Here is a 14,427-nt window from a genome sequence, read left to right as displayed (position 1 = left end):
GCGGATCGAAAAAGCGGAGCAGCAGGGGGGTGGCGAATGCGGCGGACGGCAACGTCCGCCGCATTTTTGCATCTTCCTTCTCCCCTTGTGGGAAAAGGTGGCGCGCGCATTGCGCGCGCCGGATGAGGGGTTCTATTCACGCGCACTCATCGTGAGATTGGCGTGGAGACAAACCGCTCATCCAAGCGAGATCGTGATGGCCAGCGTCGCTGCCCTCTCCGCAAAGGGATCCATGCGCAGCCGTCAGATAACTACTTCCCCTCGCGCTCGACCTTGTCCTTCTCCTTCTGGTTCATCTCCCGAACCTTCGGATCAGGATTGTGTTGCCCCGTGGTCTGGGTGGTCGAGGCGGGCGGGGCGTTGGCGTTGGGAAGCGAGTTCTGGTCCGGTGTGGTGGGGCGCGTCGCTGTTGTCGGCGGGCTGGTGCTGCTCTGGGCGAATGCGCCGGCGCTCGTCAAAAGAAAGGCGCCCGACAGCGAGACTGCGAGCGCCTTTGAGATATTGGTCATCGATCTGCTCCTGTCAGATCGATGGCAACGGTGTGAGCCGTATTGCGTTCCCCGCTAGGCCTCCAATTGCTTGCCGATCGGAAGCGAGCGGATACGTTTTCCCGTCGCGGCGAAAATCGCATTGATCAGCGCCGGCGCGAACGGCGGAACGCCGGGTTCGCCGACGCCGCTGGGCGGCGTGTCGGGTCCGGGCGGCACGATGTGGACGTTGGTCACTGCGGGAGCTTCGTCGATCCTGACGAGTTGGAAGTCGTCAAAGTTCTTCTGCTGGACCTTGCCGTCCTTGAAGGTGATCTCGCCATATTTGGCAAGGCTCAGCCCCATGATCGCTGCGCCCTCGATCTGCGAGGCGATGCGCTCGGGGTTGACATAGGTGCCGCAATCGATCGCCGTGTCCACCCTTGGCACCGTCAGCTTGCCCTTGTCGTCGACCGCGACCTCGACGATCGTCGCGATGTAGCTGACGAAGCTGCGGTGCGCGGCGATGCCCAGGCCGTGGCCCTTCGGGACCTGACGGCCCCATTCGCCCTTCTCGGCGACCAGCTCGACCACCTTGCGCAGGCGCGCAGTGTCGATCGGGTAGCTGTCCTGGGGCTCGCCATAGTTCCAAAGGTCTTTCACCTCGGGCTTTACGATGCGCGGGCTGCCAATCAGCGCGAGAAGGGTCTCCTTCTGGTCGCGGCCGGTCGCCTGCGCGATCTCGCCGACCATCGATTGCACCGCGAAGGCACGCGGGATGTTCGAGACCGAGCGGAACCAGCCGATGCGGGTATGCGCGGCCGCCTCCGGGTTTTCGCAGGAGATGTTGGCGATCTCGAATGGCATGTCGACAAGGCCCATGCCGATTTCGAACGGCGCCTGGTGCACGGTGCCGGCGGCAAAGGTCGAGGCGATGCTGGGTGCCACGCTGCGATGGCGCCAGGCGATCACCTTGCCACTCTTGTCGAGGCCGGCCTCGATCCGCTCGACCGAGACGGTGTGCAGGAAGCCGTTATGGATGTCATCCTCGCGCGTCCACTGCACCTTGACCGGTGCACCGAGCTCCTTGGAGAGCAGCGCGGCCTCGAGCGCAAAGTCGCATTTCGACTTGCGTCCGAACCCGCCGCCGAGCAGCGTGACATTGACCGTCACGTTCTGCTCGGGAATCTCGAGCGTCTTGGCGACGTCCTCGCGGGTGCCGCCGGGGCTCTGCACCGGCGCCCAGATCTCCGCCTTGTCGCCCTTGACGTCGGCGACCGCCACCGGCGGCTCCATGGCCACATGGGCGAGATGGGGGATGTAGTACTCGCCGACAATGACCTTGTCGGCGCTCTTCAAGGCGGCGTCCGCATCGCCCTCCTTGCGCAGGACGAGGCCGGGCTTGCGCGACGCCTCCTCGAGCTCCTTGCGGTAGGCGACGGAGTCGTATTTGCCGTTGGGACCGTCGTCCCACACGAGCTTGAGCGCGTCGCGGCCCTTGATCGCGGCGCCGGTGTTGCGCGCGATCACGGCGACGCCGCCGAGCGGCTGGAACTTCGACGGCCACGGCCAGCCGCGCACCTGCATCACCTTTTCGACGCCGGGGACCTTCAGCGCCGCGTCGGGATCGAACGAGACCAGCTTGCCGCCGGTCACCGGCGGGCGGGCGATCACGGCATATTTCATGCCGGGCAGCCGCACGTCGGCACCATAAACTGCCTTGCCGGTGGTGATGTCGTGGAGATCGACGATGCCGATCTGACCCTTGCCGAGATAGCGGAAATCCTTGGGGTCCTTCAGCTTGAGGCCTTCGATGCTCGGCACCGACTCCTTGGCGGCATCGGCGGCGAGCTCGCCGAAGCCGAGCTTGCGGCCGCTGGCGCTGTGGACAATCTCGTGATTGACGGCCTTCACCTCGGTCGCCGGTACGCCCCAGCGCTTCGCCGCGGCCTGCTCCAGCATGGTGCGGGCGGAGGCGCCGATCTGACGCATCGGGATCAAATAATGCCGCGTGCTGCGCGAGCCGTCGGTGTCCTGGTTGCCGTACTTGACCTCGTCGCCATGGGCCTGCTGCACCTTGACCCTGGTCCAATCGGCTTCCATCTCCTCGGCCACGATCAGCGGCAGGCTGGTGCGCACGCCAGTGCCCATTTCCGAACGGTGCCCGACGATGGTGACGATGCCGTCCGGCGCGACCGAAACGAACACGCGCGGATCGACCACGACGCCATGCGGCATCTTTCCGGCACCGGTTTCATAGGCGAAGGCCTGGCGCGACATCACGGGGGCGGCAAGCACGAAGCCGCCGGTGACGCCGAGGCCCTTCAGAATGCTGCGGCGCGAGACTTTTTCGACCCTGACGTGCTTTTCGAAGCCGCGAAGCTTGCGGGGATTGTCGATGAAATTCATGTCACACTCCCGTCGATGCGAGATGGACGGCGTTCTCGATGCGCTGGTAGCAGCCGCAGCGGCAGATGTTGCCGGACATCGCCTCGCGGATCTGGTCGTGCGAGGGTTTTGGGTTGTCCATCAACAGTGCCGCGGCCTGCATAATCTGGCCGGCCTGGCAGAAGCCGCATTGGGGCACGTTGAGCTGGCGCCAGGCCTTCTGCACCGGGTGATCGCCGTTAGTGTGCAGTCCCTCGATCGTCGTGACCTCGCGTCCGGCGACGTCGTTGATCGACGTGATGCAGGCGCGGACGGCCTCCTTGTCGACGATGACGGTGCACGCGCCGCACAGGGCCTGGCCGCAGCCGTATTTGGTGCCGGTCAGTCCGGCTTCGTCACGCAGGAACCAGAGTAGCGGGAGATCCGGGTCGCCGTCCCAGCTCTGTTCCTGCCCGTTGATCTTCACCTTGATCATGATCGTCCCTCGCTCTTCATAAGCATGTTCAATTCAAAACCCATTGACGCCGCCGGAGCGCAATGCCGGTTGCGTCGTGGCGCCGCATCCCGGCCCGTCATCCCGCACGGGCAGATCCCAGCGGGCGGCAGGAATACGAATCGCAATGTTCCGGATGTGCTCGATACCTCCCGTTTTGTTCTTAATTGCTTGCATTTCGCGCGGCATCGTGACGACGCGATCGTAGCAGAGGTCGCGCCGGCTCGGCGTTCACAGCCGAGTGTTCTCACCGGGAAAAGATTGCATCGACGGTTTGTCAAAAGCAGGGCGCGGCTTGATGCCGCGCGCTTGCGAAACGGGCGCAACCAAAAAAAGCTTCGTCCGCCAGAAGACTGTACGGACGAAGCAGGGTGCCTCAGTCGAGGGAGGGAGAAACGCAAGTACCGCGAACTTCAAACAGAAGCCGGCGGCCCTGCGCAGTCATTCAGAGACCAGGACTGAGGAGCTGATGGCCCTCACATACGCGTGGTGCAGAAAAGCGGCGGGATCGCCGTGATGGTCCCGGAACGGGACCGGCCGGCCCGCTGGCGTTGGTGGACGCCAGCGAACCGACAGAAGTCTGGGCGAAGGCGCGGCGGCCCTGCTCAGGCGCCTTGCTTAGGCGGCTTTGGCTTTCGCCACGTGGGTCGCGATCGCGTCCATCAGTGCCGGCGACAGGCAGTCATAGGGCTCCAGTCCGATCTCCTTCAGCCGCGAACGGATGCCCGCCATCTGCTCCGGCTTCACGCCCGATTCGATCACCGAGGAGACGAAGGCGGCGAATTGCGGCGCCTGTGCGCCCTCCTCCTGGAACAGCTCGGGATGGATGAAGTCCAGGCCGTAGAACGGATGGCCCTTGTTCTCGATCCGGCCGTACATGTGGGTGCCGCAGGCCTTGCAGGCATAGCGCTGGATCACCGCGGAGGGATCGACGATCTGGAGCTTGTCGCCGTTCTCGAGCACGGTGACGTTCTGGCGCGGCACCACGGCGACGACCGAGAAGGTCGCGCCCTGCGGCTTCCAGCACTTGGTGCAGCCACAGGCGTGGTTGTGCGCGACGTCGCCCTTGATGCCGACCTTCACCGGCTGGTCCTTGCATTTGCAGACCAGCGTGCCGCCGGCGAAGTTGCCGCTGCCTTGCTTGATGCCGTTGTCGATCAATGGATGGAGTGCAACAGTCATGGGTCGATCCTCCTGGGTGATGGCTGTGAGCTAGAACACGACGACGGAACGGATGGATTTGCCCTCATGCATGAGGTCAAAACCTTTGTTGATCTCTTCGAGCTTGAGCGTGTGGGTGATCATTGGGTCGATCTGGATTTTTCCGTTCATGTACCAGTCGACGATCTTCGGCACGTCGGTGCGGCCGCGCGCGCCGCCGAAAGCGGTGCCGCGCCAGTTGCGCCCCGTGACGAGCTGGAACGGGCGGGTGGCAATCTCCTTGCCCGCTTCGGCGACGCCGATGATGATCGAGGTACCCCAGCCGCGATGGCAGGCTTCCAGTGCCTGGCGCATCACCGTGGTGTTGCCGGTGCAGTCGAAGGTGTAGTCGGCGCCGCCGTCGGTGAGACCGACGAGGTGCTGGACGATGTCGCCGGTGACCTTCTTCGGGTTGACGAAGTGGGTCATGCCGAAGCGGCGGCCCCAATCTTCCTTGGAATCGTTGATGTCGACACCGATGATCTTGTCGGCGCCGGCCATCTTGGCGCCCTGGATCACGTTGAGGCCGATACCGCCGAGGCCGAACACGACCACGTTGGCGCCCGGCTCGACCTTCGCAGTGTTGACGACGGCACCGACGCCGGTCGTCACACCGCAGCCGATGTAGCAGCTCTTGTCGAACGGCGCGTCCTCGCGAATCTTGGCGACGGCGATCTCGGGCAGCACGGTGAAGTTTGAGAAGGTCGAGCAGCCCATGTAATGGTAGATCGGCTTGCCCTTGTAGGAGAAGCGGCTGGTGCCGTCGGGCATCACGCCCTTGCCCTGCGTCGCGCGGATCGCGGTGCAGAGATTGGTCTTCTGGCTGAGGCAGCTTTTGCACTGCCGGCATTCCGGCGTGTAGAGCGGGATGACGTGGTCGCCCGGCTTCACCGAGGTCACGCCGGGACCGATCTCGCGGATGATGCCGGCGCCCTCATGGCCCAGGATCGACGGGAAGATTCCTTCGCTGTCGAAGCCGTCGAGTGTGTAGGCGTCGGTATGGCAGATGCCGGTGGCCTTGATCTCGACCAGGACTTCGCCGGCCTTTGGTCCCTCCAGGTCGACCTCGACGATCTCGAGCGGCTTCTTGGCTTCGAAAGCGACGGCGGCACGTGTCTTCATCGTAAACTCCTCAAATCCTCGTAGGACGCCAGGAAGTGGTCTTGGCAATCCTGGCAACGTTCATTTCTTGCCCATGCAGGCATCTTCCGCCTTGGTGTAGGCGTCCGTTTTCTCTTCCTTCTTGGCGGGACGCTGGCGGCCCCATGCTTCGGTGGAGCGGGCGCGCAGATAGACGTAGAGATCGTCCATGTAGCAAGCGACGTTCGGGTTGTCGCCGAAGGCCGGCATGACGTTCTCCTGCGCCGTCGAGATGTTCTTGCGGCCGGAGGCGATCACGCCGAGAAAGTCGCCATAGCTCATCGACTTGACGGAATCCTTCAGCGCCGGTGCGTAGGTGGATCCCATCCCGTCCGGCCCGTGGCACACGTGGCAGTCTGAATGATAGCGGCGGTATCCGGAATAGGTGAACCAGTCCACGGTGCCGTCGGCTGAAATCTTGTAGGTGGGGTTTCCTTCTTTATCGAGCCACTTCCCGTCGTCTTCCTTCTTCACCGCGGTCGGGTCGCCCGGACCTTCCGCGACCGCAGCTCCTCCGGACGCAACGAAGATCATCACAGCAATGACAGAGCAGATTTTACGCAAGAGATTGTCCTCGAGGCGTTCGGTGGAGACGAGCCGGCGCGTGGAGTCGATCCACGCGCCGGAGCGATGCTGAGCGGGCCTAGTTCGGCAGCGCGAACACGGTCAGCGTGCCGCCGAGCGCCGTGTAGTTGCTGAGAGCCGCGTAGCCACCGACGGCGCCGAGACCGGCGGTCGGATCGGTCAGACCTGCCGCCAGGCCGATGCCGGCCCAGCCACCCACGCCGGAGAGCACGGCAACGTACTGCTTGCCATTGTTCTCATAGGTGGTGACGTTGCCGATGATGCCGGAGGGAGTCTTGAACTTGTAGAGCTCCTTGCCGGTCTTGGCATCGACCGCCTTCAGGTAGCCTTCGAGCGTGCCGTAGAACACCACGCCGCCGGCGGTTGCGAGTGCGCCCGACCAGACCGAGAACTGCTCCTTGTTCGACCAGACGATCTTGCCGGTCTTGCCGTCCCAGGCGATGAAGTTGCCCATGTGGCTTTCACCCTGCGGCGGATACATCGAGAGCGTCGCACCCACATAGGGCTGGCCCGCGGTGTAGCTCACCTTGAACGGTTCGTAATCCATGCAGACGTGGTTGGTCGGAACGTAGAACAGCTGCGTGTCGGGCGAGTAAGCTGCCGGCTGCTCGTCCTTGGTGCCGAGCGCGGCCGGGCAGATGCCCTTCACGTTGACGTCCTCGCCCGCCTTGTCGGTCGAAGCTGCGTCGAGCACCTTCGGGCGGCCATAGGTCGGCGAGCTCTTGTTCATGTCGACGCCGGAGGTCCAGTTCACCTTCGGATCGTACTTTTCGGCGACCAGCAGTTCGCCGTTCTCTCGGTCCATGGTGTAGGCGAGACCGTTGCGGTCGAAATGGGTCAGGAGCTTGCGAGGCTGGCCATTGATCTGCTGATCCGTGAGGATCATCTCGTTGACGCCGTCATAGTCCCACTCGTCGTGGGGCGTCATCTGATAGACCCACTTGGCCATTCCGGTGTCCGCGTCGCGCGCGAAAATGGTCATGGACCATTTGTTGTCGCCCGGACGCTGCTTCGGATTCCAGGTCGAGGGGTTGCCCGACCCGTAATAGACCATGTTCAGAGCGGGATCGTAGGAGATCCAGCCCCAGGTGCAGCCGCCGCCGATCTTCCACTGATCGCCTTGCCAGGTCTTCAAGCTGGAGTCCGGTCCGACCGGCTTGCCCAGCGATGTCGTCTTGGCCGGATCGAACTTGATCTGGTCATCCGGACCTTCGGAATAGGCGCGCCAGACCTGCTTGCCGCTCTTGAGATCGTAGGCGGTGACGTGGCACTGCACGCCGAACTCGCCGCCGGAGATGCCGACCAGGACCTTGTCCTTGACCACCAGCGCGGCCGATGTGCCGGTCTCGCCCTTCGCAGGATTGCCGTTGGTCGCCGACCAAGCCACCTGGCCGGTCTTGGCGTCGAGCGCGACGAGATTGGTGTCGGCCTGATGCAGGATGATCTTGCCGTCGCCGTAAGACAGGCCGCGATTGACGGTGTCGCAGCACATCACCGGGATGACGTTCGGATCCTGCTTCGGCTCGTACTTCCAGACGATCTTGTTCTCGTTTGAAAGGTCAATGGCGTAGACCTTGTTCGGGAACGGGGTGTGGACGTACATCATGTTGCCGATGATCAGCGGCCCGCCTTCGTGGCCACGCAGCACGCCCGTCGAGAAGGTCCAGGCCACCTGGAGCTTGCCGACGTTCTGTGCGTTGATCTGGTTCAGCTTGGAATAGCGGGTATTGGCATAGTCGCCCGCGGGCATCACCCAGTCTTTCGGGTTCTGCGACATCTTGATCAGCTCGTCATTGGCTGAGGCGCTGCCGACGGCGAGAGCCGCCGCGGAGCCAAGATAGGTCGCCAGTAGCACCTTGCGCATAGTTAATTCCTCCGTTGGTCGTTTATTGTTTCCGAAGCATTGCTCAATCACCGGGCTTTTCGTCCGGCGTCCGCTCGTGCAGGGCGGTCACGATCGAGACCAGAAACGATGCTGTGCTGTTTCCTCCTCCTGATGAGAGCCACGGGTCCGCGTGCAGGAGCGGCCCGTTCTTGTTGTTCCTGCCGCAATCCCTAACGACTTCATCAACGGGAAACTTGCCCAAGAGAGAAGCCGGTTTGCTCGACAGCGCACGGGCGCGAAGATTTTGATTTTGCAGTAGCGAATTCAGCGGTTTCCGCGCGGGCCCGCGCCGCGGTCTGCGCCTAGGTTCCCCTTGACGGCGCTGCAACTAAGGCGGAGGATTAAGTTTCAAAGGTGGCAATGGAACGGAGGTGCAGTTCCAATAGACCGCCCAAGTTTGAGGTAAACGTTACGCAATCACGGCTGAGGGCTCCGCAGCGCTGGTCGCGATTCGCGTCGAATCTCCGGATCAAACCAGTGGCTGGATCAATGTCCGACACCATTCACACGCTCTCGACGACCGGGCTCACGCCGAAGCGGCAGATCCAGAGCTGGATCGATGGTCTGACGAGCCTGTGCGGCCATTTCGACGTCGATCCGCTGGAGGCGTCCTCGCTTGAAGGTCGCATCGACTACACCACCGTCTCGCGCCTGAAGCTCTGTCAGATCGAGGTGAGCCAGCATCGCATCGCGCACACGCTGGCGCGTGCCAAGGCCAATGAACACCCCTACATCAAGATCCACTTCCAGACCTACGGCGTGTCTTATTTCGAGCAAGAAGGCCGCCACATCGAAATCAACCCGGGCGACATCATCGCCTACGACGTCTCCTGCCCGCATTCGATCATCAGCCCGGCCTTCACGCGCCACGACGTGGTGATTGTGCCCAAGGCACTGCTGCGCGACCGCGGCTTTCCCTCGCAGCGGATGCCGGCGTGCAAATTGTCGGCGAAGACCGGGACGGGGCGGATCGCCCATGATTTCGTTCACGCGACTTTCGACGAGGCGGCAAAGCTGTCGGCGAACAGCGCGGTCGGCGTTGCAGATTCACTGATCGACCTCCTGCTGCTACCGCTGCGCGAGGCCGACACGATGTTGGACCGTGTCGGGCCCGAGGCGATGTATGTGCGCGCTCAGTTCTTCATCCGCGAGCACTTGCGCGATCCGGATCTGTGCATCGACCAGATCTCGGCCGAGCTCGGCTGCTCCAAGCGCTATCTGCACATGCTGTTCTCCGAGCGCGGCACCACGGTGAGCGACTACATCTGGCAGGCCCGCCTGCAGAACTGCCGTCAGGAACTCGAGGCCCACGCCGGCAAGACCATCACAGACGTTGCGTTCTCCTGGGGCTTCTCCAGCTCATCGCATTTCAGCCGCGTGTTCCGGAAATACTTTGGAGTGGTGCCGTCCTCCATCCACAAGGCGCAGCAGGGCACCGCGAGTTCGGGCGAGCATTAGGCGCGCTGCGGCCCCGTCGCCGGCAATGTTGTGCCGGCCGTGATGCGACGTCTGTCAAGCCGACACGGCGATATAGGAATGCTGGCCAAGAGAACGGTAAGCAGCACCGCGTTCGCCAGCATTCCGCTCCAATGCAGTTGGCGCAGCCGACGCGGGGCCTCGGTATCGCCGGCTTCCGTCGCGCTGAGCTGGTCGTCCATGCGTTGCAGGAACCAGCGACGTCCCCACATCGCCAAGGCTGCAAGCAGACCAACGCCCGCCGCGGCGATCAGGCGACCGTCGAGCAGGACAGCTATCGTTCCGATGATTCCGGCAACACGCATCACCAGAAAGTGGGCATTGAACATTCCGCGCAGCAGCTGGGCGACGGGCGCAATATCCAGCTTCACCAGCAGGAAGGCGGGCGAAGCCAACGTGAAATAGCCCATCGGAAAGAGCAGGATGATCATGACAGCTACGGCGACGCCATCCGGTGTCATGGGATCGGCCCTTCTCGTTGGCGCCGGCGAGCTGGCGCCGCACAATCATACGCGAAAGTGCATTTCCGACACTAGCTAGGCTTTGGTCGGACGCCAGCGCCGTGAGCGCGACCGCGCCTTGCCTCCGATTCAGGCCGGCTCGAGGCCGAGCGACGTTGCGCTCTCGATCCAGACCGGCAATTCGCGCTGATACAGCGCATTGGTTTCCTTGAATCCGAGGGCCGGTTCGAGCACGAAGGTCGCGAGAACCTCCTTCACCTTCGGATCGTTGTTGGCCGCGACGCAGAGCTCGGCTAGCCGGTCGACGACCGGCTGCGGTGTCGCCTTCGGCACCGCCCAGCCGGTGAAGCCGCTCACGGTAAAGAATTTCGACGTCGCGCCTTGTTCGGGGAGCGTCTTCACGGTCGGGATCGCGTCGACCTTCTTCGAATGCACAGCGAACACGGTGCCGCGGTCGCTTTGCAGGACCGATTGCGCCGCCGTATAGCTGCCCATCGCGGCATCGAGCGTGCCTTCCAGCATGCCGGTCCACATCGGGGCTTCGCCGCGGTAGTGCACCGGCTCGATGGAGAGACCGTATTGCTTGTTGAGCTCGTTGATGGTCATGTGCGGGGCCGATCCCGCGCTGTAGGTGCCGAAATTCACCTTGCCGCTCTTGCGCGCGAAGGCGACGAAATCCTCCAGCGTCTTGACGCCGGTTTTGGGGTTCGCGACCAGCAACAGGCCGGCGCCGGGAATCACGCTGACGAGGGTCAGATCCCTGTCCATGTCGTAGCCGGGATTCTTCATCACCACCCGGTTCATGATGTAGGTGGTCGAGATCGAGCATAGCACGGTGTGGCCGTCGGGCTCGGCGCGGGCGACCTCCGCCGTGCCGATTGCGCCGGAGGCGCCGGGCTTGTTCTCGATGACGACGGTCTTGCCGATCTGCTTGGCGATGAATTCGCCGTAGGCGCGCGCCAGCAGGTCGGTCTGTCCGCCGGCGGGATAGCTGCAAATCATGCGAATCTGCCGCGACGGCCATGCAGCTTGCGCCGAGGCGCCGCGCGAGACGAAAGGCATCGCGAATGCGCTGGCGCCGGCGGCGACGAAGTGGCGGCGATCGAGCTTTGCGGACATGATTCCCTCCAGCATTTTCATCGAGGGTACTGCATCGGGTCGTCTCTGCCATCCGCGACAGCCGAGACAGATTGGCGCATTGGTCGCATCACCAGTCGTTCCTGGATGCGAGCGCGGCTCGCCGGCCTGGCATCCATCGGGCTGCACTGCCGAGAGATGGATTGCGGGCCCGCCGTTCGGACGCCCGGAATGACGGGCAATCACCGCTGAATGATCTTCATCCAGACATCGCCGAGGATCGCAGGCTCGCGCGGCGGCAGATAGGTGAGGCCGGCCTGCTTGCCGAATTCGGCGATCTTGCCTTCGGCAGCAAGCTGGCCAAGCGCCGTGTTGACGGCCTCGATCAGCGCGGGATTGCCGGCAAGCCCGACATAGCCGCGATTGACGCCGATCGGATAATAGTAGCCGGATGCGGTGAGCGCCGTATCGGGGTGCGCGGCCCGATGGGCGTCGAAGCGCGCAAGGTCGATCAGCGTCGCATCATGATCGCCACGCTGGAGCGCGCCGAGCAGGTCGTCGCGGCCGGGCACGAGATGGGTGATGTTGTCGATCAGGCGCCCCTTGTCGAAGGTCATCAGGATGGCATCGCCGAGCGAGCCGCTTTCGATCACGAGGCGAAGGCCGGCAAGATCGCCAATGTCGCCGATCTTGCGGCCCTTCGCCTTCGGCCCGAGCACCACCGTCATCGGCGAATAGAGGTAGGGCCGGCTCGGCGCGAGCACGCCGATCGCGACGCGGCGGCGCCGGTCGTCACGCGTGGCGCCGGCGAAATCCGGCAGACGCGCCGTCTTCATACCGGGCTTGACGAGCGAGTCCTGCGTCAGTGCGTAGCCGCCGACCAGTGCGCAGCGCCCGTCCGAGAGCAGCGCATTGGCCTCGAGCTGTGGGCTGGAATCCTCATCGAGCTTGCTCTCGAACCATTGGATCGTCAGTGGCCGTCCCAGCCGTTCCGCGATCGCCTGCGCCAGCAGCACGTCGAAGCCCGCATCGGGCTTGCCCTTTTGATGCACCGAGAGCGGCGGCCGGTCTTCGTCGAGACAGACCTTCAGCGGATCCTCCGCCGCGCGCGCGACCGTAGGCGCCGCGGCGAGGATCGCGGCAACGCTCCACGCGGCGAGCCTACGCCTCATGGCTTCCTCCGGCTCGAAATGAAGGCCCAGAGGTCGCCGATCTGGTCGTCGCTGAGGATGTCGCCCCAGGGCGGCATCTTGTTGTTCTTGCCATTCTTCACCGTGGTGACGAAGCGCGTCTTGTCGTCGGGAATGGCGCGCAGGTCCGGCGTAATGGTGCCGGAGTTCATCAAGTTCGGGCCGTGGCAGTGCGAGCATTTTTCGGCATACGTCGACTTGCCATGGTCGATCTGCGCCTGCAGCGGATTGCCGGTTGCATCGTCCGCGGCGCGAACGGTCGCCGCAAGCGCGACCGTCAACACCGCGACGGCGGCGAACATCGCCGCCGTCTTGTGAGATATCTGCTTCAGCATCGTGTCGTGGTTATTGCTTGACCGCAAAAACCCACAGCGAGCCGCCCGGCGGAATTTGCGCCAGTCGTTCGTCGCCGGAAAACAGCGAGTAGACGCCGCCATAGCCGCTTGTCACTGCGACATACTGCACCCCATCCTGCTGCCAGGTCACCGGCTGCCCCTCGATGCCGGAGCCGGTCTGGAACTGCCAGAGCTTCTTGCCGGTGTCGGCGTCGAAGGCCTCGAACTCGCCGGTCAGCGCGCCCGTGAACACGACGCCGCCTGCGGTCGATAGCACGCCGGAGAAGCGCGGGATGTCGACAGGTGCCTCCCACTTCGCCTTGCCGGTCAGGGGATCGATCGCCTTGAGATGGCCGCGCGGGCCGTCTCCGTACTCCCAGAGATCGGTCAGATCCATGCCGAGATACCATTCACCCTGCTTGAAGGTGACGGGCTCGGTCTTGTACCTGCCGCCGAAGGCGAGCGTGTTGGCATAAGCCAGGCCGGTCTGCGGATTGAACGACATCGGCTCCCAGTTCTTGCCGCCGAGGATCGATGGATAGACGGTGACCTTCTTGCCCTCGCGCGCGTCCTTCGAAATGTCGGTCTCGATCGGACGTCCGGTCTTCATGTCGATTCCGGTGGCCCAATTGACCTTCACGTAGGGGTTGGCCGCGAGCAGCTTGCCGTTGGTGCGGTCGAGCACGTAGAAGAAGCCGTTGCGGTTGGCGTCCATCAGCACCTTGGTCGGCTTGCCCTCGACGTTCATGTCGGCGAGCACCATCTCGGCCACGCTGTCATAGTCGAACGGATTGTTCGGCGAGAACTGGTAGTGCCACTTGATCTTGCCGGTCTTGGGATCCATCGCCAGCACGGAGCAGGTGTAGAGATTGTCGCCGGGGCGGACCGCCGAATTGAACGGGCCGGGATTGCCGATGCCCCAATAGACGGTGTTCAGCTCGGGATCGTAGGACCCGGTGATCCAGGTCGAGCCGCCGCCGAGCTTCCAGGTGTCGCCCTTCCAAGTGTCGCCGCCGGGCTCGTCAGGGGAAGGGATCGAATGGGTGCGCCAGAGATGCTTGCCTGTCGCCGGATCCCAGCCGTCGATGAAGCCGCGCGTGCCGAATTCGGCGCCCGAGATGCCGGTGATGACGACGCCGTCGGCGACCAGCGGAGCCACCGTCATCGAATAGCCTTCCTTGATGTCGGCGGCCTTCTGCCGCCACAACTCCTTGCCGGTCTTGGCGTCCAGCGCGATCACGTTGGCGTCGAGGGTGGTGCGGTATACTTTGCCGTCGTAGAGCGCGGCGCCGCGATTGATGATGCCGCAGCAGACGATGCGCGGCGTCTCGGCGGGATACTCGACCTTGGTTTTCCAGATCTGCTTGCCGGTCTTGGCGTCCACCGCCATGGTCGCGTTGTGCGAGGTCACGTAGATCACGCCCTGGTACACCAGCGGCTGCGATTCCTCGCTGCGATCATCGTTGAAAGAGTAGTTCCAGACCGGGACGAGGTTCTTGACGGTGTCCTTATTGATCTGGTTCAGCGTCGAGAAACGCTGCAGATTGTAGCCCATCCCGTAATTGAGAACATTCGATGTATCGGTCGCGCCCTTGACCAGTTGCTCGGTGGTCTGTGCGCTTGCACAAGTCGATGCAAGCATGACGAGGCTCGCGGCCATCGCAAAGCGTTTCATCCGTTCCTCCCAATGTGCGCGCCTTTTGACGCTGCAGGAGCAACACTCCGCCCGA

The 14,427-nt window shown here is 63.5% G+C and carries 13 protein-coding genes; 1 reads left to right on the top strand and 12 read right to left on the bottom strand.

Going from position 1 to position 14,427, the window contains the following annotated elements; all coding sequences use genetic code 11:
• Positions 1 to 251: 251 nt before the first annotated feature.
• The 7 genes from IVA87_RS32890 to xoxF5 all read right to left on the bottom strand — a co-directional run bounded on the left by IVA87_RS32890 (position 252) and on the right by xoxF5 (position 8,137).
• Positions 252 to 509 carry a hypothetical protein gene (locus IVA87_RS32890; protein ID WP_247280477.1) on the bottom strand — a complete coding sequence of 86 codons (258 nt, stop codon included), beginning with the start codon at positions 507 to 509 and terminating at the stop codon, positions 252 to 254.
• A 54-nt stretch (positions 510 to 563) separates the two neighbouring features.
• On the bottom strand, positions 564 to 2,876 hold the full coding sequence (locus IVA87_RS32885; protein WP_247337266.1) for a molybdopterin cofactor-binding domain-containing protein: 2,313 nt from the start codon (positions 2,874 to 2,876) through the stop codon (positions 564 to 566).
• Position 2,877: 1 nt separating this feature from the next.
• A complete protein-coding gene (locus tag IVA87_RS32880) occupies positions 2,878 to 3,330 on the bottom strand; it encodes a (2Fe-2S)-binding protein (RefSeq protein WP_247302116.1) in 453 nt (150 codons plus the stop codon).
• A gap of 636 nt (positions 3,331 to 3,966) precedes the next feature.
• The gene (gfa, locus tag IVA87_RS32875; RefSeq protein ID WP_247337264.1) at positions 3,967 to 4,530 is read right to left on the bottom strand and encodes an S-(hydroxymethyl)glutathione synthase; all 564 of its coding nucleotides are present in this window, start codon (positions 4,528 to 4,530) and stop codon (positions 3,967 to 3,969) included.
• Between the two features lie 30 nt (positions 4,531 to 4,560).
• Complete coding sequence (locus IVA87_RS32870; protein ID WP_247280481.1) at positions 4,561 to 5,670, bottom strand: S-(hydroxymethyl)glutathione dehydrogenase/class III alcohol dehydrogenase; 1,110 nt, start codon at positions 5,668 to 5,670, stop codon at positions 4,561 to 4,563.
• A 60-nt stretch (positions 5,671 to 5,730) separates the two neighbouring features.
• Positions 5,731 to 6,222 carry a c-type cytochrome, methanol metabolism-related gene (locus tag IVA87_RS32865; RefSeq protein WP_247337326.1) on the bottom strand — a complete coding sequence of 164 codons (492 nt, stop codon included), beginning with the start codon at positions 6,220 to 6,222 and terminating at the stop codon, positions 5,731 to 5,733.
• Between the two features lie 109 nt (positions 6,223 to 6,331).
• Entirely contained in the window at positions 6,332 to 8,137 is a 1,806-nt protein-coding gene (xoxF5, locus tag IVA87_RS32860; RefSeq protein WP_247337260.1) for a lanthanide-dependent methanol dehydrogenase XoxF5, read from the bottom strand.
• A gap of 510 nt (positions 8,138 to 8,647) precedes the next feature.
• On the opposite strand from xoxF5, the gene IVA87_RS32855 reads away from it, so the two are divergent.
• Positions 8,648 to 9,616, top strand: a complete 969-nt coding sequence (locus tag IVA87_RS32855; RefSeq protein ID WP_247280483.1) for a helix-turn-helix domain-containing protein — start codon at positions 8,648 to 8,650, stop codon at positions 9,614 to 9,616.
• On the opposite strand, the gene IVA87_RS32850 is transcribed toward IVA87_RS32855, so the two are convergent.
• The 5 genes from IVA87_RS32850 to IVA87_RS32830 all read right to left on the bottom strand — a co-directional run bounded on the left by IVA87_RS32850 (position 9,613) and on the right by IVA87_RS32830 (position 14,372).
• Positions 9,613 to 10,095, bottom strand: a complete 483-nt coding sequence (locus IVA87_RS32850; RefSeq protein ID WP_247337259.1) for a hypothetical protein — start codon at positions 10,093 to 10,095, stop codon at positions 9,613 to 9,615. The genes IVA87_RS32855 and IVA87_RS32850 overlap by 4 nt on opposite strands.
• 129 nt (positions 10,096 to 10,224) lie before the next feature.
• On the bottom strand, positions 10,225 to 11,214 hold the full coding sequence (locus IVA87_RS32845; RefSeq protein ID WP_247337257.1) for a tripartite tricarboxylate transporter substrate binding protein: 990 nt from the start codon (positions 11,212 to 11,214) through the stop codon (positions 10,225 to 10,227).
• A gap of 200 nt (positions 11,215 to 11,414) precedes the next feature.
• On the bottom strand, positions 11,415 to 12,344 hold the full coding sequence (locus IVA87_RS32840) for a transporter substrate-binding domain-containing protein (protein WP_247337255.1): 930 nt from the start codon (positions 12,342 to 12,344) through the stop codon (positions 11,415 to 11,417).
• Complete coding sequence (locus IVA87_RS32835) at positions 12,341 to 12,697, bottom strand: cytochrome c (RefSeq protein ID WP_247337253.1); 357 nt, start codon at positions 12,695 to 12,697, stop codon at positions 12,341 to 12,343. Before IVA87_RS32835 ends, IVA87_RS32840 begins: the two co-directional genes overlap by 4 nt.
• Positions 12,698 to 12,707: 10 nt before the next feature.
• Positions 12,708 to 14,372, bottom strand: coding sequence for a methanol/ethanol family PQQ-dependent dehydrogenase (locus tag IVA87_RS32830; protein WP_247337251.1), 1,665 nt, complete (start codon positions 14,370 to 14,372; stop codon positions 12,708 to 12,710).
• Positions 14,373 to 14,427 lie beyond the last annotated feature (55 nt).

The sequence above is a fragment of the Bradyrhizobium sp. 147 genome, assembly GCF_023073935.1.
Classification (GTDB): domain Bacteria; phylum Pseudomonadota; class Alphaproteobacteria; order Rhizobiales; family Xanthobacteraceae; genus Bradyrhizobium.
The sequence above is the reverse complement of the archived record's forward strand: the minus strand, read 5'-3'. Positions and strand labels throughout refer to the sequence as shown.

Excerpts from the sequence above, each read along its gene's own strand:
- IVA87_RS32890 (WP_247280477.1), bottom strand. The coding sequence starts at position 509 with ATGACCAATATCTCAAAGGCGCTCGCAGTCTCGCTGTCGGGCGCCTTT.
- IVA87_RS32885 (WP_247337266.1), bottom strand. The coding sequence starts at position 2,876 with ATGAATTTCATCGACAATCCCCGCAAGCTTCGCGGCTTCGAAAAGCAC.
- IVA87_RS32880 (WP_247302116.1), bottom strand. The coding sequence starts at position 3,330 with ATGATCAAGGTGAAGATCAACGGGCAGGAACAGAGCTGGGACGGCGAC.
- gfa (WP_247337264.1), bottom strand. The coding sequence starts at position 4,530 with ATGACTGTTGCACTCCATCCATTGATCGACAACGGCATCAAGCAAGGC.
- IVA87_RS32870 (WP_247280481.1), bottom strand. The coding sequence starts at position 5,670 with ATGAAGACACGTGCCGCCGTCGCTTTCGAAGCCAAGAAGCCGCTCGAG.
- IVA87_RS32865 (WP_247337326.1), bottom strand. The coding sequence starts at position 6,222 with ATGATCTTCGTTGCGTCCGGAGGAGCTGCGGTCGCGGAAGGTCCGGGC.
- xoxF5 (WP_247337260.1), bottom strand. The coding sequence starts at position 8,137 with ATGCGCAAGGTGCTACTGGCGACCTATCTTGGCTCCGCGGCGGCTCTC.
- IVA87_RS32855 (WP_247280483.1), top strand. The coding sequence starts at position 8,648 with ATGTCCGACACCATTCACACGCTCTCGACGACCGGGCTCACGCCGAAG.
- IVA87_RS32850 (WP_247337259.1), bottom strand. The coding sequence starts at position 10,095 with ATGACACCGGATGGCGTCGCCGTAGCTGTCATGATCATCCTGCTCTTT.
- IVA87_RS32845 (WP_247337257.1), bottom strand. The coding sequence starts at position 11,214 with ATGTCCGCAAAGCTCGATCGCCGCCACTTCGTCGCCGCCGGCGCCAGC.
- IVA87_RS32840 (WP_247337255.1), bottom strand. The coding sequence starts at position 12,344 with ATGAGGCGTAGGCTCGCCGCGTGGAGCGTTGCCGCGATCCTCGCCGCG.
- IVA87_RS32835 (WP_247337253.1), bottom strand. The coding sequence starts at position 12,697 with ATGCTGAAGCAGATATCTCACAAGACGGCGGCGATGTTCGCCGCCGTC.
- IVA87_RS32830 (WP_247337251.1), bottom strand. The coding sequence starts at position 14,372 with ATGAAACGCTTTGCGATGGCCGCGAGCCTCGTCATGCTTGCATCGACT.